This window comes from Paenibacillus sp. MMS20-IR301, from assembly GCF_032302195.1.
In the GTDB taxonomy this organism is placed as follows: Bacteria; Bacillota; Bacilli; order Paenibacillales; family Paenibacillaceae; genus Paenibacillus_AQ.
This window is the reverse complement of sequence record NZ_CP135275.1, coordinates 2,441,356-2,464,835: the sequence shown is the minus strand read 5'-3', so window position 1 is coordinate 2,464,835 and position 23,480 is coordinate 2,441,356. Positions and strand designations below refer to the sequence as shown.

Sequence of the window (23,480 nt, the reverse complement as noted above, 5' to 3'; positions counted from 1 at the left end):
GAAGATTTTCATCTTTTCTTTTCATATCTGCATTTAGAGTGGGTACGGATAAGGAACAGGGGGGAGTTCAAATTGAAGAGCTTACAGGGGAAATCCATTATTCTTGGGGTGACAGGCGGAATTGCAGCTTATAAGGCGGCGGCATTGACCAGCAAGCTTACCCAGAAGGGGGCTGCGGTGCATGTAATCATGACGTCGTCGGCCAAGGAGTTCATTACGGAGCTGACGCTCCAGTCATTGTCCAAGCAGCGGGTGTACAGTGATACCTTTCAGGAGCGTGACCCGTCGTCCATCTCGCATATCGATCTGGCGGATTCCGCCGATCTCGTCCTGATTGCCCCGGCTACCGCCAATATGATCGCCAAAATGGCACACGGCCTGGCTGACGATATGCTCTCTACCACACTGCTTGCTGTCACGGCGCCTATTATGGTCGCACCTGCAATGAACGTGCATATGTACCAGCATCCGGCTGTGCTTGCCAATATGGATACCCTTTATAAGCGGGGAGTTCATTTTATCGAGCCGGGGGAAGGGCTGCTGGCCTGCGGTTATGTAGGCAAAGGGCGGCTTGAGGAGCCGGAGACAATTGTGAAGGTAGTGGAGAATTTTTTTGCGTTGCAGCCGGACAAGCAGCCGGGTCCCCTTCAAGGTAAAAAGGTTGTTGTTACCGCTGGAGGAACAGTAGAACGCATTGATCCTGTCCGTTATATTTCCAATGATTCCTCCGGCAAAATGGGCTTTGCCCTGGCCCGTGCTGCCCGTGACATGGGGGCTGAGGTTACCCTGATTGCAGCACGCACCGATGAAGCGCCGCCGCGCGATAACGGTATTGCGCTGGTTCGTGTGGAGTCCGCACAGGAGATGTATGATGCGGTCATGACCCGCTGGAAGGATTGCGACATCCTGGTTAAGGCGGCGGCTGTGGCCGATTACCGGCCGAAGCACAGTGCAGGCTCCAAGATCAAAAAGAGCGGCGACACCATGACGCTTGAACTGGTGAAAACTACAGATATACTGGAGAGTCTGGGCAAAATTAAAGATGGGCAGTTCCTGATCGGCTTTGCCGCAGAAACAGGGAATGCCGAATATTACGCCAAGGATAAGCTGGTCCGCAAAAACCTGGATCTGATCGTGGCTAATGATGTTGCTGTAGAGGGTGCCGGGTTCGGTACGGATACCAATATAGTCTCAGTGTATGATGCTGAAGGCCTGGTGCTGGATCTTCCGCTCGTCTCCAAGGATGAGGTCGCACGCCAGGTGCTCCGGCTTGCTGCGGAGCGTGTCAGCGGAGCCTTAATATAATGGATATTGCCAAGGTCATCGTCGATGTTCCTGTGCGCAGCACCGACCGGCCGTTTGATTATCTGATTCCGGAATCATTGAAACTATGGATTGAGGTAGGCAGCAGAGTAGCAGTTCCATTTGGCCCCCGTACGGTGCAGGGCTTTGTGGTCTCTCTTGAATCGGGGGAGACCGGCAGCGTCTCGAGGATGAAGCCGGTTGAAGAAGTGCTGGATCTGCTTCCGCCCCTCTCCCCGGAGCTGGTGGAGCTTGGCGACTGGATGAGCCAAAGATATGCCTGCAGGCGGATTTCTGCCCTGCAGGCGATGCTTCCGACTGCCCTTAAGGGCAAGGCGGAGCGGCTGATTTCGCTAGGGGATGCGGGTGAGGAGGAGGCAGCATCGGGAGACGGGCTATTTCCCTTGTTCCTTGAAGCCGACCCGGAAGAACAGTTAATTACGGACTTCGTAAGACGTCAAGGCGAGGTAACGATGAAGCAGCTGACCCGCACCTTTCCGGAGGCAGCGGAGACCGTAAAGTTCATGCTGCGGCGCGGGGTGCTGTCAGAGAGCCAGTCCATCAAGGATAAGCTGGGCAAAAAAAAGCTGAAGGCCGTTGATCTGGCGATTGGGCTTGCTGCTGCCCGTGAATCCTTGTCGGGCTTCCCGGCGCGTTCGGCACGCCAGCGGGAAGTATTGTCCTTCCTGATTGATATGGAAGCTATGCTGCCTATGCCGCTTAAGGATGTGCTGGCAGTTCTCCAGGTCACTGCCGGAACGGTGAAGGCGCTTGAGGATAAGGGCTATATCGAGATAAGTGAAATTGAAGTATACCGTGATCCTTACCGCGGGCGTGATTTCAAGCCAACCGCTCCGCTGCCGCTGACTGCGGAGCAGGAGATTGTGTATAAGCGGATTGTAGGCGCCGTGGAGCAGCAGATGCATGAGGTGTTTCTGCTGCATGGTGTTACGGGCAGCGGGAAGACGGAAATCTACCTGCAGTGTATTCAGCGCTGTATCGAGCAGGGCCGCCAGGCTGTCGTGCTTGTACCGGAAATTGCCCTGACCCCGCAGATGGTTGAGCGGTTCAAGGGCCGCTTCGGGAGCGGCGTGGCGGTGATGCACAGCCGCTTGTCTGTCGGTGAGCGCTATGATGAATGGCGCAAAATCCGCGAAGGAAAAGCGATGGTTGCAGTTGGAGCGCGCTCGGCGGTATTTGCCCCGTTTGCCAATCTGGGGCTGATTATCATGGACGAAGAGCATGAAGGCTCGTATAAGCAGGAAGAGAATCCGAAATACCATGCCCGGGATGTAGCAGTCCGCAGGGCAGAGCAGGGCGGAGCGGTGGTCATACTGGGTTCAGCCACCCCGTCGCTCGAAAGCTACTATGCAGCAAAATCACAGATCGATATTCACTTCTCGCCTGTACTTCTCGAGATGCCGACCCGTGCGCTCGGTAATGAGCTGCCGAAGGTGGATGTGGTCGATATGCGTGAGGAGCTGAAGGAGGGCAACCGCTCCATGTTCAGCCGCAGGCTGCATTCTGCACTGGCGGCGAGACTGGAGCGCGGGGAACAGACGGTGCTGCTGCTGAACCGCAGAGGCTTCTCCACCTTTGTCATGTGCCGGAGCTGCGGATATGTCGCCGGCTGCCCGGAATGTGATATTTCGCTGACCTACCACAGCCGCAGCGACAATCTGCGCTGTCACTACTGCGGTCATGCCGAGCCGGCTCCGAAGACATGCCCGGAATGCGGCAGTGAGCATATCCGGTTCTTCGGAACGGGGACGCAGCGGGTGGAGGAGGAACTGGGCAAGCTGTTCCCCGGCATCCGCGTAATCCGTATGGATGTGGATACAACTACGGAGAAGGGTTCGCATGAGAAGCTGCTTAACCAGTTCAGGGATAAGAAGGCTGATGTGCTGCTTGGAACACAAATGGTTGCCAAAGGCCTCGACTTTCCGGATGTTACCCTTGTCGGTGTAATCACTGCGGATTCTGCGCTCAATCTGCCGGACTTCCGGGCAGCCGAGAAAACCTTCCAGCTGCTGACGCAGGTAGCAGGCCGGGCCGGACGGCATCAGCTTCCCGGCGAGGTGGTCGTGCAGTCATATACTCCGGAGCATTATTCCATCATTCATGCCAGCGGGCATGATTACAGATCCTTCGTACGGGATGAGCTGAAGCACCGCAAGGCGCTGCATTATCCGCCGTACTGCCGGCTTATTCTGGTCACTCTGTCGCATGAGCAGCTTCCCCTGCTGCTGAAGCTTGCGGAGAATTATGCTCTTAGTATTCAAGGCAAGGCCCGGCAGCTCCGCTGGTACGGCAGCCTGGACAAGCTTTCCTCCGATGCGCTCGATCTGCTGGGTCCGGTGGCCTCGCCGCTGCCCCGCCTGAAGGGGCGCTACAGATTCCAGTGCATTATTAAATGGCGCGGGGCGATTGATGCCATCGGTCTGGCCCGCAAGACAGCCGAGGAGCTGGAGGATTCCGTCCGGGATAAGGGTCTGCAGATCAGCATCGATGTTGATCCGCAGATGTTGATGTAATCTCCCGGCGTGTTACAATGGGTAAGGAGTTTTCTGCTGAAAGTATTATTCAGGAGCTTTACTATGAAATGAAGGGCTGCTCTTCGTTTCATATACTATAGACATGTTAAGAACAAGGATGGTGTTGTTGTAATGGCAATCAGGCTGATTGTGAAAGAACCGGATGAAGTGCTGCACAAGAAAGCGAAAACGGTAACTACGGTTACCCCGAATGTACAAAAGCTGCTCGACGATATGGCGGACACCATGTATGACGCAGAAGGTGTCGGCCTGGCAGCACCGCAGGTCGGTATCCTGAAACGGCTGATCGTTGTGGATGCTGACGAAGAGCATGGACTGATCAAGATGATCAATCCCGAGATTGTGAGTATGGACGGAGAGCAGTTCGGACCCGAAGGCTGCCTCAGCATTCCCGGCCTGAACGGCGATGTGCGCCGTGCGGAGACGGTGACGGTGCGCGGCCTTGACCGTGAAGGCACTGAAATAACGATCACCGGAAGCGGCCTGCTGGCCCGGGCCTTTCAGCATGAGATTGACCACCTGAACGGTGTGCTGTTTACGGATATCGCCGAGAAGGTATATGAGTATACAGCAGAACGCAGTGAAACTGAGGAGTGAATGAAATGAAGATAGTGTTCATGGGAACCCCGGCTTTCGCGGTGCCTTCCCTGCGGATGCTGCTGGAAGAAGGCTATGAGGTAGCGGCTGTTGTTACCCAGCCGGACCGGCCGCAGGGCCGCAAGAAGACGCTTGTGCCGTCTCCGGTTAAGGAGGCTGCGCTTGAGCTTGGATTGCCGGTGCTGCAGCCGGAGCGGATGCGCCGTCCTGAAGCGGTTGCTGAGCTGGCTGCCTATGAGCCGGATCTGATTGTAACAGCCGCTTATGGTCAGATTCTGCCGAAAAGTGTGCTGGATATGCCGAAGAACGGCTGTGTGAATGTGCATGGCTCGCTGCTGCCGAAGTACCGCGGCGGTGCCCCGATTCAGCGCAGTATTATTAACGGTGAGCAAGTTACCGGCGTTACGCTGATGTATATGGCGGAAGGTCTGGACACCGGAGACATGATCTCAAGGGTAGAGGTGCCGATCGAGGACGAAGATACTTCCGGCACGATGTTTGAGAAGCTTAGTATTGCCGGAATGGAACTGCTGAAGGCTGAAATGCCGCGCCTGGCAGCAGGACGTGTAGAGGCGGCTGTGCAGGATGACAGCGAAGCTACGTATGCGCCTAATCTCAGCCGGGACGACGAGCGGATTGACTGGACGGCCGGCTCGGTTGCGGTCTACAACCGCATCCGCGGTCTGGTGCCGTTCTCCGGTGCATTCACCTTGCTAGAAGGCGAGACCTTTAAGGTGTGGGCGGCTGAGAAGCCTGATCCGCACAGTACAGGCGGCAGTGCCGCTCCGGGTACCGTGCTGGCTGCAAGTAGCAGAGGTGTGGAAGTGAAGACAGGAGACGGAGTGATCCTGCTGACCACGGTACAGCCTGCCGGGAAAAAAGCGATGAGTGCGGCTGACTTCAGCCGCGGTGCGAGCCTTGCAGCCGGGACGGTGCTGGGTTGAGCGCGGGCGGCAAGGGCGGCAGCGGACCGCGTAAGGGAGCTGCTGCCGGTCAAGGGAAAAGCAAGGCAGGTTATAAGCCTGCTGCACCGGCTACAGCCCGGGAGGTAGCGCTTGATGTGCTGGTCCGTGTAGAGCAGCAAGGCGCTTACAGCAATCTGCTGCTTGGCAGCAGCCTGCAGAAAGCGGGTCTCAACCGGGAGGATACAGGACTTGCTACTGAGCTGGTCTACGGGAGCCTCTCGCGGATGATTACGCTGGATTATGTGCTGGGCAGCTTCGTGAGCAAGGGGCTGCATAAGCTTGAGCCCTGGGTACGCAATCTGCTGCGCCTGAGCCTGTACCAGATCATGTATCTGGACCGGGTTCCTTCGCATGCCGCGGTGAACGAAGCGGTGAATACAGCGAAAAAGCGCGGACATCAGGGAATCTCCGGCATGGTTAATGGCGTGCTGCGCAGTGTGCTGCGGGCCGGAGAGCTGCCGGTGCTGCCGGATGGCCTTGGCCGTGAAGAGCGGATTTCTATTCTTCATTCCCATCCCCTGTGGATGGTGCAGCGCTGGTCTGCGGAATACGGCGCGGACACGGCAGAAGCCATGTGTGCCGCGAACAATGAGCCGCCAGCGGTCAGTGTCCGTGTGAACACGACAATGATCAGCCGTGCGGCATTGCTGGCCGAGATGCTTGCAGCCGGGCTGGATGCCGCTGAATCTGCGGTCAGCCCCTTCGGGCTGACTGTCAGGGGCGGCGGCAATCTGGCGCTGTCCTCCTGGTATAAGGACGGCTATCTGTCCGTCCAGGATGAGAGCTCCATGCTTGTAGCGGAGGTTGTTGCCCCGGAGCCCGGTATGAAGGTGCTGGACTGCTGTGCAGCACCGGGAGGCAAAAGCGCCCACATGGGCGAGCTGATGAAGGATGAGGGCACAATTCTGGCCAATGACCTGCATGAGCACAAGGCCGGGCTCATTACGGATCAGGCGGCACGCCTGGGACTTGAGTGCATTACCACGGCTAGCGGAGATGCACTGGAGCTTAGCCAGGCGCTTCAGCCCGGATCCTTCGACCGCATTCTGCTGGATGCGCCTTGCTCGGGGTTAGGCGTCATCCGCCGCAAGCCGGATCTCAAATGGCGGAAGCAGCCGGGGGATGTGGCTGGCATCGCTGCGCTGCAGCGGGAGCTGCTGCAGTCCGTCTCCGGGCTGCTGAAGCCGGGCGGTGTGCTGGTGTACAGCACCTGCACTACCGAGCAGGAAGAGAACAGCAGGATTATCAGCAGTTTCCTGACGGATAATCCCGGGTTTGCACCGGTTACCTTTAAGACAGCCGCCTGGGAACGGCTGGAAGGCACTGCAATCGCCGCAGGTGAAGGCATGCAGCTGCTTCCGCAGCATTTCGGCAGCGACGGCTTCTATATTGCCCGGTTAGAGCGACTCTTGTAATATAGTGATTTGCGTAAGGAATTACAGCTTCCCGCCCGCAGAGCCCCTGCGCGGCGGGCTTTTCTTTTACCGTCTCTAATATTTGTGTTAAAATAGGAAGAATGAGAAATAATACGCATATAAATTAAGAAAGTACAGGTGCTAAAAAACAATGAAACCTTTAATATATGATTTTTCTTTAGAAGAGTTGCAGCAGTGGGCCAAGGATAACGGCGAGCCGGCTTTTCGCGGCGGACAGATTTTCGACTGGCTGTATGTGAAGCGTGTCAACGACTTCGAATCGATGAGCAACCTCTCCAAGGCACTGCGCATTAAGCTTGCAGACCAGTTCCGGATTGCGGCACTGACTGAGATTACGAAGCTTGAGTCCAAAGACGGCACCGTGAAGTTCCTGTTCGGCCTGCATGATGACCATGCGATTGAGACGGTAATTATGAAGCATAATTACGGCAACAGCGTATGTGTAACCACACAGGTAGGCTGCCGGATCGGCTGCACGTTCTGCGCTTCGACACTTGGCGGGCTGAAGCGTGATTTGACTGCCGGGGAGATTGTTGCCCAGGTCGTCCGATCCCAGCAGATTCTGGATACCCGGGGTGAGCGCGTAAGCAGCATAGTCATTATGGGTACCGGCGAACCGTTTGAGAATTATGATGCAACGATGAGATTCCTGCGCCTGATGATTCATGAGAAGGGCCTTAATATCGGCCAGCGCCATATTACTGTATCCACCAGCGGCATCGTACCGAATATTTATAAGTTCGCTGATGAAGACACGCAGATTAATCTGGCGATTTCGATTCATGCACCTAATGACAAGCTCCGCTCCAAGCTGATGCCGGTTAACCGCCGTTATCCCTTTGATGATGTGATTGAATCTTTACGTTACTATCAGGCCAAAACAGGCCGCCGGATCAGTTTCGAATACGCGCTTATCGGCGGCGTGAATGACCAGCCTGAGCATGCCCAGGAGCTGGCAGATGTGCTTAAGACCATGCTCTGCCATGTCAACCTGATTCCGGTCAACCACGTGCCTGAGCGCAAGTATGTACGGACTTCCCGCAATGATATCTTTGAATTTCAGCGTATACTGGCCGACAACGGTGTAAATGTAACGATCCGCCGTGAACAAGGCCATGATATTGCGGCCGCATGCGGACAGCTGCGCGCCAAACATATGGAGTTGGGGTGAGGATATTTGATCAGAACAGTTCAAGCCAGCGACATTGGCCGGGTACGTACGGTCAATGAGGATTCGGTCTGGATCGGCGCCACGCGCCACGGTTATACCCTCGGCATTATCGCCGACGGAATGGGGGGACATTTGGCTGGCGATACCGCGAGCAGGCTTGCGCTGGAGACGGTCCGCGGGATTCTGGACACACTTCAGCCTGACCTCCCGGAGGAGGAGCTGAGAGAAGCGTTGTCTGCCGCTATTATGGAGGCCAATCACACGGTCCACCAGGAGGCACAGAGCGATGAGAAGTACCATAATATGGGGACTACCATCGTAGCGGCACTGCTCAAAGAGTCAGCAGGATTTATCGGCCACATCGGAGACAGCAGAGCCTATCTCATTCAGGACGGTACCGCAGTACAATTAACCGAAGACCATACGCTGGTCAATGAGCTGTTCAAGAACGGCCAGATCAGCCTGGAAGAGCTGGGCAGCCACCCGCGCCGCAATGTACTGACCAGAGCACTGGGAACGGATGCCGCGGTATCTGCCGATCTGATCCCTGTTGCGCTTGCTCCCCGCGAGCTTCTGCTGCTGTGCAGTGACGGGCTCAGCAACTTCATCAGCCGGGAGCATATGGGCAAGGTAGCCGGTATTCATGAGATTTCACTCGAGGAAAGAGCGGACCGATTACTTCAGCTGGCACTGCTTGCCGGCGGCAGCGATAATATCAGCGTTGCTATGTTAGAACATCAAGGAGAGGCCGCAGTGCCCGAGACAAAGGAGTGGGATAGATGATCGGTCACGAATTGGGCGGCCGTTACCAAGTCATCGAACGGATTGGCGGAGGTGGCATGGCCCTGGTATACAGAGCCCATGACATTTTGCTGAACCGGAATGTTGCTATCAAAGTACTGCGCAATCAATTTGTGCATGATGAGGAATTCATCCGCCGTTTCCGGCGGGAGGCGCAGTCAGCCGCATCGTTATCTCATCCGAACGTAGTCAGCATTTATGATGTCGGCCAGGAAGAGGACGTTCATTACATTGTGATGGAATACGTCGAAGGCAAGAACCTGAATGAAATTATTAAAGAACGGGCGCCGCTGCAGGTCGATGAATCCGTGCGGATTGCTTCGCAAATCTGTGATGCGCTGGACCATGCACACCAGAACCAGATCATTCACCGCGATATTAAACCTCATAATATATTAATCGGCCGCAACGGCCGGGTGAAAGTAACAGATTTCGGAATTGCCCGGGCGGTGACATCGACGACTATTACCCAGACAGGGTCTGTGGTCGGTTCAGTACATTATTTCTCCCCGGAGCATGCCAAAGGGGTGACTACAGGGGAGAAGTCCGACCTGTATTCCCTGGGTATTGTGCTGTACCAGATGCTTACCGGAGTATTGCCTTTCCTGGGGGAAAGTCCGATCAGTGTTGCGCTGAAGCATTTGCAGGAGGAATTCGAGGAGCCGCGCCTGATTAATCCGCTTATTCCGCAGAGTGTAGAGAATGTAATTCTCAAATCGATGCGCAAGAACCCGGAGGAACGTTATCAGTCGGCCAAGCAGATGCTGCAGGACCTGGAGACCTGCCTGCTGCCTGAGCGGCGGAGCGAGGCCAAAGCGGTATTCCATGATGATGATGATGAGGACAGAACGCGGATTATCCCCGCGATCAAACCGCTTCAGCGCGGGCTGGGCAGCCGCAGCGGCGGAGAAGACCGTATGCGCAGTGTGGATGATGATCCTCCTCCTGTTTCCGGCAAGCGTAAATGGGGACGGCCGGTGCTGTGGATCAGCCTTACACTGGTCGTGCTGATTGCTATGGCCGGAGTAGTCTGGTATTTTAATTCCAAATTGTCAGTGGACGAAGTAGCGGTGCCGGATGTTACCGGTATTACCTTTGAAGCGGCCAAGGCCGAACTGGAAAAGGTTGGCCTGCTTGCCGAGGAGCCGCCGGTGCTGAAATACAACCCTAATGTTGAAGAGAACATCGTCTGGGAGCAGAGCAAGAAAGATACGATGGTCAAAGAGGGAACCCATATTATTCTTACGGTAGGCACAGCCAAGACCTTGCCTAAGCTTCCTGATGTTTCGGGTAAAAGCTATGAGGATGCGGTCAAGGAACTGGCTGCACTGGGCATCGCCCGGGACAGAATTAATCAGGATCCCCGCTTCAGCGAGGACTTTGACTCAGGCAAGGTAATCAGCTCTGAGCCTGCCCCGCTCGCGGAATTTGATCCTGAGACGGTGACAGTTAACCTGATCGTCAGTAAGGGAAAAGAAAGCATTGAGATGCCGGGACTGCTCGGCATGACCGAGAAGGAAGCGAAGGCTGCAATTGAGAAAGCCGGGCTGGTACTGGATGAGATCAAGGAAGAGCCGAGCTTCACTTATGAACAGGGCAAAGTAACGAAGCAATGGGCATATGAGAAAGGTGATCTGGTTCCTCCAGGTGAGAAGATTACGATTTATCTCAGTACAGGTTATCCGCCGGAAGCGCTGGAATATACCTTCCCTGTACCGGTAGCACCGGCAGCAGACGGCAAGCGAAGCCAGATCCGGATTGTTTTTGCAGATGCGCGTAATGAAGGCGAGAACCAGGAGTGGGGCACCCGGACCATCGGCAAGAGCCAGATTCTGTCTGTAAATCTCGTACTTGCTCCGAATAAGGACGGAATGGTATCGGTTTACCGTGACGGAGAGTTCCTGGAAACATACCCGGTCACTTATGTAGATGTGAAGAATAACAATGTGCAGGTGCCGGAGCCTCCGGTACAGACCCAGACACCGGCACCGACAGTTACGCCAACGGAGCCTCCGGTTGAGCCGACAATTGAACCTGAGATCCTGCCTCCGGGCTCCGGTGAGGGCGGGGATACCGGCACGGAAGAGCCGGCTACCGGCTTCGTGCCAAGCCAGGGCAGCGAAACCAAGCTGATCGCCGCCGCTAACGGATATGGCAACAACAACGGCAAGGGTAAAGCTAAAGGTAAAGGCAACCATAAATAAGAAGAGATAAGCTATGCCGCCTCCCGGTTGATACCTGGGGCAGCTGAAGCAGCGAAATGACCCGGTGATTCCACACTTGGGTCATTTGCGCAAAATCAGGAGAGGAAGGCTCATCATGTATGCCTGAAGGAATCATTATTAAAGCGCTCAGCGGTTATTATTATGTCAAGCCGCTTCATGACGGAGTGATTGTGACAGAAGAAGAGGCGGTACAGTGCAGGGGGCGCGGAATCCTGAAGAAAAAGGGAACGGCTCCCCTGGTCGGTGACCGGATTATCTATATGCTGACCGAGAACGGCGAAGGAATGGTTGATGAAATCCTTCCCCGTGAATCCGAGCTGATCCGTCCGCAGGTAGCAAATGTGAAGCTGGCGGTACTCCTGTTCTCTGTACGTGAACCGGATATGAACCTGAACCTGCTGGATAAGTTCCTGGTTCATATTGAGCATTCCGGCCTGGACACGCTGATAGTATTGACGAAGCAGGATCTGGAGGAGGACGACGGCCAGGCTACTGAGGCAGTCAGAGCTATGTACGAGGAGATTGGTTATGAAGTGATGGTCACAAGCTCACTGAATGGACTCGGTGCTGATGCCCTGCGCGAGCGACTGGCCGGAATCATCAGCGTCTTCTCTGGCCAGTCCGGTGTAGGCAAGTCAACGCTTCTGAACCGGCTGGTGCCGGGCCTTGCGCTGGAGACAGGCGAGATCAGCCTGCGCCTGGGCCGCGGGCGGCATACAACCCGTCATGTAGAGCTGATGGATATCGGGAACGGCGGCTTTGTAGCCGATACACCGGGATTCAGCCAGCTGGATTTCCTGGAGCTTGGGGTGGAGGAATTATCCCATTGCTTCCGGGAATTCGCCTCCTATGCGGACAGCTGCAAATTCCGCGGCTGCAGCCACCTCCACGAGCCGGGCTGCAAGGTCATTGAGGCTGTGCAGACAGGTGAAATTGCCGGCAGCCGTTATGAGCATTACAAGACGTTCTACAACGAAATGAAAGATAAAAAGCGGAGGTACTAAACTCATGGTTATTGTTGCTCCTTCTATATTATCGGCAGATTTCGCAGCACTTGGCGCAGAAGTAGCCGAAGCCGAAGCCAGCGGTGGAGACTGGATTCACGTAGATGTGATGGACGGCCATTTCGTGCCGAATATTACACTGGGACCGGCCATTGTATCGGCAGTCAAAGCCCATACTGCACTGCCGCTTGATGTTCATTTGATGATTGAGAACCCGGAGCGGTATATCGCTGATTTTGCCGCTGCCGGAGCTGCTGTAATTACTGTTCATGCGGAGGCATGCGTGCATCTGCACCGTGTAGTCCATCAGATTAAGGAGCTCGGCCTGAAGGCGGGGGTAGCGATTAATCCGGGCACTCCGGCAGCAGCGGTGCGTGAAGTGCTGGAGGATGTGGATCTGGTGCTGGTAATGACAGTGAACCCCGGATTTGGCGGACAAGCCTTCATTCCGGCTACCCTGCGCAAAATCCGCCAGATCCGCGAATGGGCGGGGGAAATCAATCATAAGGGCCTGCACATCGAAGTGGACGGAGGCATAGGTGAGGCTACAGCTCCGCTTGCAGCTGAAGCCGGTGCAGACGTGCTGGTGGCAGGTAACGCAGTATTTGGACGGGCAGACCGTGCTGCAGCGATTCTGGCGATCCGCAGTGCTGCTGAGACAGCGGTCCGGTAATCTCACTTAAGGGATAAGGTATAGGCCAAGTTGTGCCCGCATAAATATGGTTACATGAGCAGAAATCTCATGTAGCCTTTTTTGGTTTGATAAGGGAGGTCTGCAGTTCGCCGGATATACATCATGACAGGATAGGCTCCTGCTGCACGGCATGAATCGATGGGAGGGTAAATCATGAAATTTTACACGTTCAAGCTGCCAAGATTTTTGGGAGGTTTTGTTAAAGCGATTTTGAATACTTTTCAGAAGAGCTGAGCGGAAAAAGAATAGAAAACATGAAAAAAAGCACCTTACGAATGTAAAGGGTGCTTTTTGCTACAAATACAAGCCTTTATATGCTATGCGCTATAAAGTGCCCTGGATTAAACCAAGACTAGACGCGTTCAACTTTGCCGGCTTTCAAAGCACGGGTGCTGACGTACACGCGTTTCGGTTTGCCGTTCACCAGGATACGGACCTTCTGAACGTTAACTCCCCAAGAGCGACGGTTACGGTTGTTCGCGTGAGACACGTGGTTGCCGCTTCCCGGTTTCTTGCCTGTTACTGTACATGTGCGGGACATAGATTACACCTCCTTGTTACTTACACCTGCATAAAACAATACTTAAATATAATATCACAGCAAAATTTGCTACGTCAACCGCTTCAAAAACATTTATTTCTTTAGACTCTTATAGTACAATATAAATTAGTGCATTATGTCCAGTTAATCATAGAATTGATTAGGCATGAAGTTAGGAAGGGGAATTCTCATTGAGTAAGCGTTCTATAAATGGAACAGATTTTACCGCAATGGTACTTGCCGGTGCGGAAAAACTGCAGCAGCATGCAGAGCATGTCAATTCCTTAAATGTATTTCCGGTGCCGGATGGCGATACGGGAACGAACATGAATTTGACGATGACCGCAGGCGCTAACGAATTGAAGAAAAATAATACTGCCTCTGTCGGTCAATGTGCAGGAGTACTTTCCAAGGGACTCCTGATGGGCGCACGCGGGAACTCCGGCGTTATTTTGTCGCAGCTGTTCAGAGGTCTTGGACGTTATGCAGCCCAATATGAGGAATTAAACACGCAGCAGTTCGCTGCAGCCCTGCAGACCGGTGTGGATACCGCTTATAAGGCAGTGGTCAAACCGGTAGAGGGTACTATTCTTACGGTAGCTAAGGAAGCTGCCAGACATGCAGTGTATTATGCGCGCCGTACTACTGATGTTACCGAACTGATGACTGAAGTATTGTCCAAAGCCAAAGAAGCATTAGCGAATACTCCGGAGCTTCTGCCTGTGCTGAAGCAGGTTGGTGTTGTGGATTCCGGCGGCCAGGGTCTCGTCTACATCTATGAAGGCTTCCATCAGTATCTGACTGGCGGAATTACGGCTGAACCTGCCTCTGTGCAGGGACAAGCTCCTGCGCCTGCGGCTGCAATACCCGTGCTGACCAAGCATGAGCCAGTGCCTTCATCTGTGCAGTCCTCCGCACAATCCCAGCTTCATACGGAAGACATTGAATTTTTATATGATATGGAATTTTTCATCAACCGCCAGCTGGGCGGAGCCGTGAAATCTGATTTCGATGAGGATGTTTTTCGGAAAGCGTTGTCAGTTAACGGTGACTCGATTATCGTCATTTCGGATGACGAGACAATCAAGGTCCATGTGCACTCGAAGACTCCCGGCGAGGTGCTGAATCTGGCACTGGTGCACGGTGAGATTACGCAGATTCATATCCTTAACATGCGCGAGCAGCACCGTGATCTGCTGACTGCAGGGATGGATATCGCGCCAATGCCGGATGTCTTCGCGGATATTCCGGAAGAGAAATCCAGTGTACAGGCACCTGCAGTTCCGCCTGCGGATGATCTGGCCCCTTACGGCTTTATTGCAGTATCTTCGGGCGACGGGATCTCTGATATTTTCCGCAGCCTTGGGGTGGATGCCATTCTGGCCGGCGGACAGACGATGAATCCAAGCACAGAGGATTTCGTTAATGCGATTTCTTCAATCTCAGCAAAGCATATTTACATTCTGCCGAATAACTCCAATATCGTGCTGGCTGCACAGCAAGCCAAGGACCTGCTGGAGAATGAGCGTGAAATTACTGTAATCCCGAGCAAGAGCATTCCGCAGGGGATTTCTGCTGCCTTCGCTTTCCAGGAAGAAGACGATGCCCAGGTTAACACCAGCAACATGCTGGAGGCGATCGCCCAGGTGAAATCAGGACAAGTCACCAACGCTGTACGTGATACGGTGCTTGAGAACCTTGAGATCAAGTCCGGACAGTATATCGGCATCTCCAATTCCACAATCGTTGCTGCGGCGGATGAACTGCTGGAAGTGAGCAAGCAGCTGCTTGGCAGCATGCTGGTGAACGGCGATGAGATCGTTACCGTACTGACAGGTGCTGACACCGAAGCTGATATTACGGATGCCCTCGGAAGCTGGCTGGAAGAGACCTATCCGCAGGTTGAGGTTGAAGTACATGCAGGCGGACAGCCGCTGTATTACTATCTTTTCTCCGTGGAGCCATAGATATAAGCAAGCAGTGTGGATCAGCAAAAATACAGTATGGGGAGGAAATCCATGAATCGTACCGTAATCGTTACCGACAGCACATCCGATATCCCGCCTGCCCTGGCGGCCAAGTACGGCATTGAAGTTGTTCCGCTCACTTTAATGTTCGGCGAAGAGGCATTCCGGGATAATGTGGATATGACGCCGGAGCAGTTCTATGAACGTCTTCCCCGCTCGCAGCAGCTGCCGACCACCTCACAGCCGTCACCGGTCGAATATATGAATGTGTACCGCAGCATTCAGGAACGTTACCAGGGCAGTCCTATACTGTCCTTCCATATCTCCTCAGGACTCAGCGGTACGTACCAGTCTGCGGTTCTGGCCAAATCCATGCTGGAAGAGGAAGGGGAAGCTATCACCGTGGTTGATTCCCTGTCCGCTTCCTACGGATTCGGATTTATGGTCGTAGAAGCTGCCAGACTTGCAGAGCAGGGTAAAGCACCTGGGCAAATCCTGGAGGAGGTAGAACGTCTGCGCCGGTCGCGCAAGCTGTACTTCCTTGTGGATACCTTGGAGTATCTGCAAAAAGGCGGCAGGATCGGCAAAGCGTCAGCCATCCTGGGCACGCTGCTCAATATTAAGCCGATCCTCTCGATTGATGCGGAAGGCATTATCTACGCAGTCGAGAAGGTCAGAGGCCGCAAGAAGGCAGTTGCCCGCATGATCGAGCTGTTCAAGAGCGATCTGCCGGGTGTGGACAAAATCAATGTGGCCGTGGGTCATACGGCTGAACCGGCTTCCGGGGAAGAATTCCTGAAGGAATTAGCCGGGCATTTCACCTTGGAAGAGAAGGTGCTGACCAACATCGGCCCTGTTGTAGGCAGCCATGTCGGCAACGGTACCTTAGCCGTATTCATCTGGCCCGCCTAAGTATAGGGGATGAAGCTGGTGTTATCTTTGGATGCAATTGAAGTGAAGCAAGTAACTGGCGTGAGTGCTCAAAAGCAAAGCGAGCTTCACGCCTTTGGCGTCTCTACAGTGAAGGATTTGCTGGAGTATTATCCGTTCCGGTATGAGGACTTCCGTCCCAAACCGCTTAGTGAGGTTAAGCATGGCGATAAGGCAACGCTGGTTGCCAAAGTAATCGGCATACCGGTGCTGCAGCGCTTCGGGGGCAAATCACGCATGAGCTGCAAGATGGTATCCGAGCCATGGATGTTCACGGCAACCTGGTTCAACCAGCATTATGTCCGTGAGCAGCTGACCGTAGGCCGTGAAGTGGTGCTGACCGGGAAATGGGATCAGAAGCGGAGCCAGATTACGGTGACAGGGTATGAATTCCCGGACCGGGGGGAAGGCAAGACCGGAACACTGCAGCCGGTATATTCCGTAGGCGGCAAGATTACGCAATCATGGATCCGTAAAGTTATTACCCAGGCACTGCAGCAGTATGGGGAGCTGATTCCGGAGATTTTGCCCCACAGTATTATGCGTAAGTATGACTTCATGTCCCGCAAGCGGGCAATCGCGACCATCCACCAGCCGGAGGATACCCGTGAAGGCCAGCAGGGCAGGCGCAGAATGGTCTATGAAGAGCTTTTTCTGTTCCAGCTTAAGGTACAAGCCTTCCGGGTGCTGAACCGCGGCAGAATGGACGGTGTGGTTCATACGGTGGACAATGCTACCGTACGGCAGTTCGTCCGCAGCCTGCCGTTTGAGCTGACGGATGCCCAGAAGCACGTAGAGCTGGAGATTCTGCATGATATGCGTTCCGGGTTCTGTATGAACCGGCTGCTTCAGGGGGATGTCGGCTCCGGCAAAACAGTGCTTGCGGCTATCGCGCTATATGCTACAGTGCGCTCCGGATTCCAGGGCGCCCTGATGGTGCCGACCGAAATCCTGGCGGAGCAGCATATGCGCTCGCTGACGAGGATGTTCGAGCCGTTCGGGATTACAGTCGGTCTGCTGACCGGCAGCGTGACCGGGCGCAAACGCAAGGACCTGCTGGCGTCGCTCCAGCTGGGCATGCTGGATGTTGTAGTCGGCACCCATGCCCTGATTCAGGAGGATGTCTTCTTCCGCAGCCTGGGGCTTGTGGTAACCGATGAGCAGCACCGTTTCGGGGTGAACCAGCGCAGTGTCCTGCGGCGCAAGGGGTATAACCCGGATGTGCTGACCATGACGGCAACGCCGATTCCGCGGACGCTGGCCATTACCGTATTCGGGGATATGGATGTATCTACACTGTCAGAACGGCCTAAAGGACGTGTGCCCATTACGACCTATTGGGTAAAGCCCGATATGCTGGAGCGGGTGCTGAATCTGGTCAGCAGGGAGATTGAGCAGGGACGGCAGGCTTATCTGATCTGTCCGCTGATTGAGGAATCGGAGAAGCTGGATGTGCAGAATGCGATTGATCTGCATGTGCAGATGTCCCAGGCTTTCCCGGCATATAAGGTAGGACTGCTTCATGGCCGGATGACGCCGGGCGAGAAGGATGAGGTGATGCGTGCCTTCTACAGCAATGAGCTGCAGCTGCTGGTCTCTACGACCGTAGTAGAGGTAGGTGTCGATGTTCCGAACGCCACGCTGATGATTATTATGGATGCCGACCGTTTCGGCCTGTCGCAGCTGCATCAATTACGCGGCCGGGTCGGCCGGGGCCAGCATGCCTCCTATTGCGTGCTCATGGCTGATCCCAAATCAGAGATTGGACGGGAGCGGATGACGGCGATGACCGATACGGATGACGGCTTCGAGGTGTCGCGCCGGGATCTGGAGCTGCGGGGCCCGGGAGACTTCTTCGGGACGAAGCAGAGCGGGCTGCCGGAATTCCGCCTGGCTGATATGACGGCTGATTTCGAGATTCTGGAGCAGGCAAGGGATGATGCCGCAGAGCTGCTGCGGGCTGCCGATTTCTGGACCTCCGCTGATTATGCCCCGCTGCGCGGCTATCTGCAGCAGGAGCAAATTTTCCAGGGGGATTTAATTGACTGATTAGGCACATGCGGCCCCCGGCCCTCATATACTGTGAATGATTGATATGACGGGAGGTGCTGGGCTTGGGTTATCAGCAATTCGGAATCAGTCCCCAGTTGGTGGAGCGTATTAAGCTGAAGATGAAGAATCCGGCGGTTAAGGAACGCATCAAGAATATGATCAACGGAATATCGCGGCAGGAGCTGCAGGATACAGCTGTTGTACGGAGGCTGGTGCGCAATGCTTCAGCAGTGCTGAATGAGAAGCTGACTTCGGCGCAGGAAGAGCAAATCGTGAAATTCGTGATCGCCCAGAAAATTGATCCGAGCAATACCTTTCATTTGATCCGGCTGTGGGGAATGTTCCGCTGAAATAGCGGGGCTGCTCCAGGAGCGGATCATAATCAAAAAGCGTTCCCGCCGGAAATAGGCGGGAACGCTTTTTGATATGAAGCAGAATACTGTTCACGGGCCGGTAACGGATAATCATCCCGGCGGCTTATGGCGGAAAAGCGCTGAAATCCGGTTGTTCCGGGCTGTATTGATTACAATCTTGCTGTCCTGGTCACAGCCGTGCACAATGGAAGCGAGCTCCTCTTCCTCCAGTCTGCTCGCCAGGCAGAAGACCGTACCCGGCTGGCCCTCGGGGCCGGAGGATTTCACAAGCTTAACCTCACGGTCGAGGGACTGCTGAAGCTTGCGGCGGATCTCTTCAACGTTGCTGCTTGTGATCCAGACTGCCTGTGAGAGGGACAGATCCCTTAAGGAGAAGCGCAGTGCTTCAAAGGCCAGGAGGTAGGCAATAATGCTGTACATCGCCTGATCCCAGCCGAATAAAGATCCGCCAAAGAGCAGAATGACACAGTTGAACAGCATAATTGACATTTCAGCCGATTTGGGCGGACCGCCGTTCAGCAGGGCGACACCCTGCTTCTCGCTGCCGCTCGTAATCCCGCCGAAGCGGACTGAAATACCCAGTCCGAATCCCAGACACAGCCCTCCGGCGATAGCAGCGGGTAACGGCTCGCTGATGGCCGCAGGGAAGTGATGCAGAGCCAGTGAGCCAGCGGTCAGGCCAACCAATCCGAGCATGGTATACAGTGCGAACCGCAGATTAATCTGACTGCGCGACATCAGAATGAACGGAAGATTGAACAGAAACAGGAATAAGCCAAGGCGCATTTCCGTGATATGTGACAGCAGGGCGGACAATCCGGCAATTCCACCGGGAAGCAGCTTATGCGGCATCAGGAACAATTCAAGCCCTACTGCAGCGAGCAGTCCTCCTCCGATGACGAAGAGCAGCCGCAGCAGTTTGGAATAGCGCAGCGGGGCAATGCCCCTATATCTGATTTTCATTGGATTTCCAGCCTCCAGTGTATAGGTCTTGGGGGGCCTGATCAGGTATGTGACATCAGACCTTACATCCGAATGAAATGCGAATTATATTTAAGCGGATACAGCAGCAGCCGCTTCAGGATGATATAAATAACGGAAAAAACTGAAATACAGAGCAGAGGCGCGGACGCTTCCGGCCAAAGTGCCAGAATGTTCTCGGGATGAGCCTGCCGCACAGAAGGAATGTAGTGAATCTGGCTGCTGTGGGTACGGGCCGGCTGTGCCATTTTATGTTCATACCGTTCCAGACTGGCCTGCTGCGCCTCCGGCTCCTGTTCGTGAAGCAACTGGGAGGAAACAGCCAGGAAGGTCAGAAGAAGCACTGGAATAAAAGCGGCCTTCAGCAGTCTGGGGAGAGACAATCTTTCCAGATAACTCATCATAAGAACACCTCCTTCCTGTATATTGTAGTTAAAGCATAACATATGATTCTTAGCAGGACCAAATTTCTGCCGCTGTTTTTGGTGAGGAATAAAGGCCAAAAAACGAAACCGGCGTTGAAAATCAGCGTATTTCTAAGTAAAATGAGCTTTTTATATTTATTTTTGGCAAAGGAGCGGATAATTTGCATCCAGAGGGCAATTTTGACGTTTTGATGAATTCTGCTATATTGAGCAGTTCGCGCGGCTTCTTTTTTGAAGGGCCTATTCTGTTAAAGCTGGTGCTGCTGCTGATAACCGGTTACATTGCATATACGATTGTAAAGGCAATGAAGACCTGGATGACTAATAATGCCAGTCCTCTCCAGTCCAGACTGGTGACTGCAGTGACCAAGCGGATAGAGGTCTGGGGCGGAAGAGGGCATGCACAGGCCAATACCAGCTATTACGTCACATTTGAATTTCACGACGGCACCCGGATGGAGCTGGAGGTGAAGGCTAAGGCTTTTGCACAGATTGTTGAAGGTGACAGGGGACAGCTGTCCTATCAGGGAACCCGGTTCAAGGGATTTGTACGGGCGGGGACTATATAAATATACATAATATTTCAGCATTCTCCGGCTATTTTTGGGTAAAACTCCATAGAAGGGTTAACTGCTCTAAATAGATCATTGAAGGAGCTGATGGCTTGAAATCGGATGCTGCCAAAGGAAAGAGCCAGGACAATAAACCGTATCACACGCTGGAGCCGGCAGAGGTACTGAGACGGCTGGAGAGCCGGGAGGAGGGGCTGTCGGCGGAAGAAGCGGCGCGCTTGCTGGAGCGGTACGGCAAGAACATGCTGCAGGAAGTGAAGCCCAAATCATTGCTGGCCAAATTTATTGAGCAGTTCAAGAACGTAATGATTTTTATTCTGCTTGTGGCAGCTGTGCTGTCGGGAATACTCGGGGAGTGGACAGATACTGTAATAATTCTGCTCGTAGTGGTCCTGAATGCAGTGCTTGGAGTCATTCAGGAGAATAAAGCGGAGCAGGCACTGGAAGCGCTCAAAAGCATGTCGTCTCCGCAAGCCAGAGTCCGGCGGGGCGCTCAGGTGACTGAGATCAAAAGCGAGGAGCTGGTGCCTGGTGACATTGTGCTCCTGGAAGCCGGCAATGTGGTGCCTGCCGATCTCCGTCTGCTGGAGGCTGCGTCCCTGAAGACTGAGGAAGCTGCATTAACCGGGGAGTCTCTGCCTTCAGAGAAGCGTTCCCAGGCGCTGGAGGGCAGTGATCTGGTCATCGGTGACCGGACGAACATGGCTTACATGAGCAGCAGTGTAACCTACGGACGGGGTGTTGGTGTGGTCACGGCTACGGGGATGAATACAGAAGTGGGCCGGATTGCCGGATTCATCTCGGAGGCTGAGAATGAAGTTACCCCGCTGCAAAAAAAGCTGGATGAGCTGGGAAAATATTTTACATTTATCATCCTTGGCGTATGCGTGGTCATCTTCGTCATCGGCTGGCTGGAGGGCAGAGAGCTGCTGGATATGCTTCTAACCTCAATCTCGCTCGCCGTAGCAGCTATTCCAGAGGGTCTGCCTGCGATTGTCACCATTATTCTGGCCCTTGGCGTGCAGCGGATGGCAAAGCGGAAGGCGATCATCCGCAAGCTTCCGGCGGTAGAAACGCTGGGCAGTACTGAAATTATCTGCTCCGATAAGACGGGAACTCTGACGCTGAACAAGATGACTGTCGAGAAGCTGTATGTGGACGGAGAGATTGTGGAAGCGGACAGCAAGCTTAATGAGACACCGGACGGCGGGCTGCTGCTGCAGGCGATGACGCTGTGTAATGATTCCAGTATTGACGAAGGGAAAGGGACTGACGGTGCTAAAGGAGCCGCGACTGAGGCGGGGCCGGGGTCAGGCGGGGCGACGCGCAGCGGTAAAGCTATTATTGGCGATCCTACTGAAACCGCGCTTGTCGATTATGCGCTCAGCATCGGAATGGATAAGCGGGAGCTGGAAAAGCGGTATCCGCGCGTGGATGAGCTGCCGTTTGATTCGGACCGCAAGCTGATGACGACCATCCATCGGCTGGAAAACGGTATATTCCGTGTATTGACCAAAGGTGCACCGGATGTGCTGGTCTCGAGATGCAGCCACATCAGTATACATGGTGAGATCATTCCTTTGACAGAGGAGCATATCCGCAGCATCACGGCTAGCAATAAAGGAATGGCTGATGAAGCGCTGCGGGTGCTGGCTTTTGCCTACCGCGATCATGAGCAGCAGCCTGCGGAGCCTTCGCCGGATGCGACAGAGCAGAAGCTGGTCTTCATTGGCCTGAGCGGCATGATAGATCCGCCGCGCGAAGAGGTCCGGGATGCGGTTGCGGTATGCAGGCGGGCGGGGATCCGACCGGTAATGATTACAGGCGATCACCGGGACACGGCTGCCGCGATTGCCACACGGCTTGGCATCATCGAGGATGACAAGGCGGTGTTGACCGGGAGTGAGCTGGATGGAATCAGTGAGGAGGATTTTGCCGCGAGAGTGGCTGATTATTCCGTGTATGCCCGGGTTTCGCCAGAGCATAAGGTGCGGATCGTTAAAGCCTGGAGGCAAAAGGGGAAAATTGTCGCCATGACGGGTGACGGGGTCAATGATGCGCCTGCCCTGAAATCGGCGGATATTGGCGTCGGGATGGGCATTACAGGTACAGATGTCGCCAAAGGGGTATCCGATATGGTGCTCGCGGACGATAATTTCACTACAATCGTGGTCGCTGTCGAGGAAGGCCGGAAGGTATACAGCAATATCCGCAAAGCGATCCAATTTCTGCTGTCGGCCAATCTCGGGGAGGTCCTTACGCTCTTCATTGCCACGCTGGTCGGCTGGCGGATTCTGGAGCCGATTCATATTCTCTGGATCAATCTGGTTACGGATACGCTGCCTGCGCTTGCGCTGGGGCTGGAGAAAGCGGACCGTGATGTGATGTCGAAGAAGCCGCGTCAGTCGGGCAGCAGTATTTTTGCCGGTGGTGTGGGGATTTCCATCATCTATCAAGGATTGCTGGAGGCGGCACTGACACTGCTGGTCTTTTACTGGGCCCATACCCATTATGATGAGGGCGTTGCCGTCACAATGGCGTTCGCCACGCTCGGGCTGCTGCAGATTACCCACGCATTCAATGTAAGGTCGAATACGAAATCGCTGTTTCAGATTGGCTTGTTCAGCAACCGCTTCATGCTGGGGGCGTCGGTGATCTCGGGACTGCTGCTGGTGCTGGTTATAATTATTCCGGGGCTAAACGGGTGGTTCGGTGTGCAGCATCTGAGCGGATTGCAATGGGGAATAGTCTGCGGAGCTGCTCTGGCAATCGTGATTCTGGTAGAACTGGTGAAGCTTGTTGTCCGTATAAGCGGGCGCAGCAGGAACTGGGAGTAATCCGATGGACCAACCTTGAAAACCGACAAAAAGGCAGGGAAGCCTGTGCTT

At 54.4% G+C, this 23,480-nt stretch carries 20 protein-coding genes; 17 read left to right on the top strand and 3 right to left on the bottom strand.

The features are described 5' to 3' along the window. Positions 1-72: 72 nt before the first annotated feature. The 11 genes from coaBC to spoVM all read left to right on the top strand — a co-directional run bounded on the left by coaBC (position 73) and on the right by spoVM (position 12,984). Positions 73-1,305: a bifunctional phosphopantothenoylcysteine decarboxylase/phosphopantothenate--cysteine ligase CoaBC gene (gene coaBC / locus LOS79_RS10945; RefSeq protein WP_315419302.1), complete on the top strand. Its 1,233-nt coding sequence runs from the start codon at positions 73-75 to the stop codon at positions 1,303-1,305. Next, the gene (gene priA / locus LOS79_RS10940) at positions 1,305-3,836 is read left to right on the top strand and encodes a primosomal protein N' (RefSeq protein WP_315419300.1); all 2,532 of its coding nucleotides are present in this window, start codon (positions 1,305-1,307) and stop codon (positions 3,834-3,836) included. The genes coaBC and priA overlap by 1 nt, the downstream gene beginning before the upstream one ends. A 132-nt stretch (positions 3,837-3,968) precedes the next feature. Then, positions 3,969-4,454 carry a peptide deformylase gene (gene def / locus LOS79_RS10935; RefSeq protein WP_315419298.1) on the top strand — a complete coding sequence of 162 codons (486 nt, stop codon included), beginning with the start codon at positions 3,969-3,971 and terminating at the stop codon, positions 4,452-4,454. 5 nt (positions 4,455-4,459) lie between these two features. Further along, a complete protein-coding gene (gene fmt, locus LOS79_RS10930; protein ID WP_315419296.1) occupies positions 4,460-5,398 on the top strand; it encodes a methionyl-tRNA formyltransferase in 939 nt (312 codons plus the stop codon). A gap of 116 nt (positions 5,399-5,514) precedes the next feature. Continuing rightward, complete coding sequence (gene rsmB, locus LOS79_RS10925) at positions 5,515-6,834, top strand: 16S rRNA (cytosine(967)-C(5))-methyltransferase RsmB (protein ID WP_397386790.1); 1,320 nt, start codon at positions 5,515-5,517, stop codon at positions 6,832-6,834. A 151-nt stretch (positions 6,835-6,985) separates the two neighbouring features. Continuing rightward, positions 6,986-8,026 (top strand): dual-specificity RNA methyltransferase RlmN, encoded by a 1,041-nt coding sequence (rlmN, locus tag LOS79_RS10920; RefSeq protein ID WP_315419292.1) that lies wholly within the window; start codon positions 6,986-6,988, stop codon positions 8,024-8,026. A 6-nt stretch (positions 8,027-8,032) separates the two neighbouring features. Continuing rightward, positions 8,033-8,809 carry a Stp1/IreP family PP2C-type Ser/Thr phosphatase gene (locus LOS79_RS10915; protein ID WP_315419290.1) on the top strand — a complete coding sequence of 259 codons (777 nt, stop codon included), beginning with the start codon at positions 8,033-8,035 and terminating at the stop codon, positions 8,807-8,809. Beyond that, positions 8,806-11,031 carry a Stk1 family PASTA domain-containing Ser/Thr kinase gene (pknB, locus tag LOS79_RS10910; protein WP_315419288.1) on the top strand — a complete coding sequence of 742 codons (2,226 nt, stop codon included), beginning with the start codon at positions 8,806-8,808 and terminating at the stop codon, positions 11,029-11,031. The genes LOS79_RS10915 and pknB overlap by 4 nt, the downstream gene beginning before the upstream one ends. Before the next feature lie 119 nt (positions 11,032-11,150). Then, positions 11,151-12,056 (top strand): ribosome small subunit-dependent GTPase A, encoded by a 906-nt coding sequence (gene rsgA / locus LOS79_RS10905; RefSeq protein WP_315419285.1) that lies wholly within the window; start codon positions 11,151-11,153, stop codon positions 12,054-12,056. A gap of 4 nt (positions 12,057-12,060) precedes the next feature. Then, positions 12,061-12,729: a ribulose-phosphate 3-epimerase gene (gene rpe, locus LOS79_RS10900; protein WP_315419282.1), complete on the top strand. Its 669-nt coding sequence runs from the start codon at positions 12,061-12,063 to the stop codon at positions 12,727-12,729. A gap of 174 nt (positions 12,730-12,903) precedes the next feature. After that, positions 12,904-12,984: a stage V sporulation protein SpoVM gene (spoVM, locus tag LOS79_RS10895; protein WP_020431362.1), complete on the top strand. Its 81-nt coding sequence runs from the start codon at positions 12,904-12,906 to the stop codon at positions 12,982-12,984. Between the two features lie 118 nt (positions 12,985-13,102). On the opposite strand, the gene rpmB is transcribed toward spoVM, so the two are convergent. Continuing rightward, entirely contained in the window at positions 13,103-13,291 is a 189-nt protein-coding gene (gene rpmB, locus LOS79_RS10890) for a 50S ribosomal protein L28 (RefSeq protein WP_042175942.1), read from the bottom strand. A gap of 191 nt (positions 13,292-13,482) precedes the next feature. Here rpmB and LOS79_RS10885 point away from each other — a divergent pair, with 191 nt between their 5' ends. From LOS79_RS10885 to LOS79_RS10870, 4 genes are all read left to right on the top strand, one after another. Then, positions 13,483-15,258 carry a DAK2 domain-containing protein gene (locus LOS79_RS10885; protein WP_315419278.1) on the top strand — a complete coding sequence of 592 codons (1,776 nt, stop codon included), beginning with the start codon at positions 13,483-13,485 and terminating at the stop codon, positions 15,256-15,258. 51 nt (positions 15,259-15,309) lie between these two features. Continuing rightward, positions 15,310-16,170, top strand: a complete 861-nt coding sequence (locus tag LOS79_RS10880; protein ID WP_315419275.1) for a DegV family protein — start codon at positions 15,310-15,312, stop codon at positions 16,168-16,170. Positions 16,171-16,179: 9 nt separating this feature from the next. Next, positions 16,180-18,237 (top strand): ATP-dependent DNA helicase RecG, encoded by a 2,058-nt coding sequence (gene recG / locus LOS79_RS10875; protein WP_315419272.1) that lies wholly within the window; start codon positions 16,180-16,182, stop codon positions 18,235-18,237. A gap of 65 nt (positions 18,238-18,302) precedes the next feature. Continuing rightward, the gene (locus LOS79_RS10870) at positions 18,303-18,590 is read left to right on the top strand and encodes a stage VI sporulation protein F (protein WP_315419269.1); all 288 of its coding nucleotides are present in this window, start codon (positions 18,303-18,305) and stop codon (positions 18,588-18,590) included. Between the two features lie 114 nt (positions 18,591-18,704). Here LOS79_RS10870 and LOS79_RS10865 read toward each other — a convergent pair whose 3' ends face one another. Both LOS79_RS10865 and LOS79_RS10860 read right to left on the bottom strand, forming a co-directional pair. Further along, entirely contained in the window at positions 18,705-19,577 is an 873-nt protein-coding gene (locus LOS79_RS10865; protein WP_315419267.1) for a YitT family protein, read from the bottom strand. A gap of 62 nt (positions 19,578-19,639) precedes the next feature. After that, positions 19,640-19,999, bottom strand: a complete 360-nt coding sequence (locus LOS79_RS10860) for a hypothetical protein (protein WP_315419264.1) — start codon at positions 19,997-19,999, stop codon at positions 19,640-19,642. Between the two features lie 212 nt (positions 20,000-20,211). On the opposite strand from LOS79_RS10860, the gene LOS79_RS10855 reads away from it, so the two are divergent. Together LOS79_RS10855 and LOS79_RS10850 are read left to right on the top strand one after the other, a co-directional pair. Next, positions 20,212-20,589, top strand: a complete 378-nt coding sequence (locus tag LOS79_RS10855; protein ID WP_315422142.1) for a DUF2500 domain-containing protein — start codon at positions 20,212-20,214, stop codon at positions 20,587-20,589. Positions 20,590-20,738: 149 nt separating this feature from the next. Next, positions 20,739-23,429: a calcium-translocating P-type ATPase, SERCA-type gene (locus tag LOS79_RS10850; protein ID WP_315422140.1), complete on the top strand. Its 2,691-nt coding sequence runs from the start codon at positions 20,739-20,741 to the stop codon at positions 23,427-23,429. Positions 23,430-23,480 lie beyond the last annotated feature (51 nt).

Bases quoted from the DNA above. Each gene is read 5' to 3' on its own strand.
- def (WP_315419298.1), top strand. From the start codon at position 3,969: ATGGCAATCAGGCTGATTGTGAAAGAACCGGATGAAGTGCTGCACAAG.
- rsgA (WP_315419285.1), top strand. From the start codon at position 11,151: ATGCCTGAAGGAATCATTATTAAAGCGCTCAGCGGTTATTATTATGTC.
- rlmN (WP_315419292.1), top strand. From the start codon at position 6,986: ATGAAACCTTTAATATATGATTTTTCTTTAGAAGAGTTGCAGCAGTGG.
- pknB (WP_315419288.1), top strand. From the start codon at position 8,806: ATGATCGGTCACGAATTGGGCGGCCGTTACCAAGTCATCGAACGGATT.
- spoVM (WP_020431362.1), top strand. From the start codon at position 12,904: ATGAAATTTTACACGTTCAAGCTGCCAAGATTTTTGGGAGGTTTTGTT.
- LOS79_RS10860 (WP_315419264.1), bottom strand. From the start codon at position 19,999: ATGATGAGTTATCTGGAAAGATTGTCTCTCCCCAGACTGCTGAAGGCC.
- LOS79_RS10855 (WP_315422142.1), top strand. From the start codon at position 20,212: ATGAATTCTGCTATATTGAGCAGTTCGCGCGGCTTCTTTTTTGAAGGG.
- priA (WP_315419300.1), top strand. From the start codon at position 1,305: ATGGATATTGCCAAGGTCATCGTCGATGTTCCTGTGCGCAGCACCGAC.
- rpmB (WP_042175942.1), bottom strand. From the start codon at position 13,291: ATGTCCCGCACATGTACAGTAACAGGCAAGAAACCGGGAAGCGGCAAC.
- fmt (WP_315419296.1), top strand. From the start codon at position 4,460: ATGAAGATAGTGTTCATGGGAACCCCGGCTTTCGCGGTGCCTTCCCTG.
- rpe (WP_315419282.1), top strand. From the start codon at position 12,061: ATGGTTATTGTTGCTCCTTCTATATTATCGGCAGATTTCGCAGCACTT.
- LOS79_RS10865 (WP_315419267.1), bottom strand. From the start codon at position 19,577: ATGAAAATCAGATATAGGGGCATTGCCCCGCTGCGCTATTCCAAACTG.
- LOS79_RS10880 (WP_315419275.1), top strand. From the start codon at position 15,310: ATGAATCGTACCGTAATCGTTACCGACAGCACATCCGATATCCCGCCT.
- recG (WP_315419272.1), top strand. From the start codon at position 16,180: ATGAAGCTGGTGTTATCTTTGGATGCAATTGAAGTGAAGCAAGTAACT.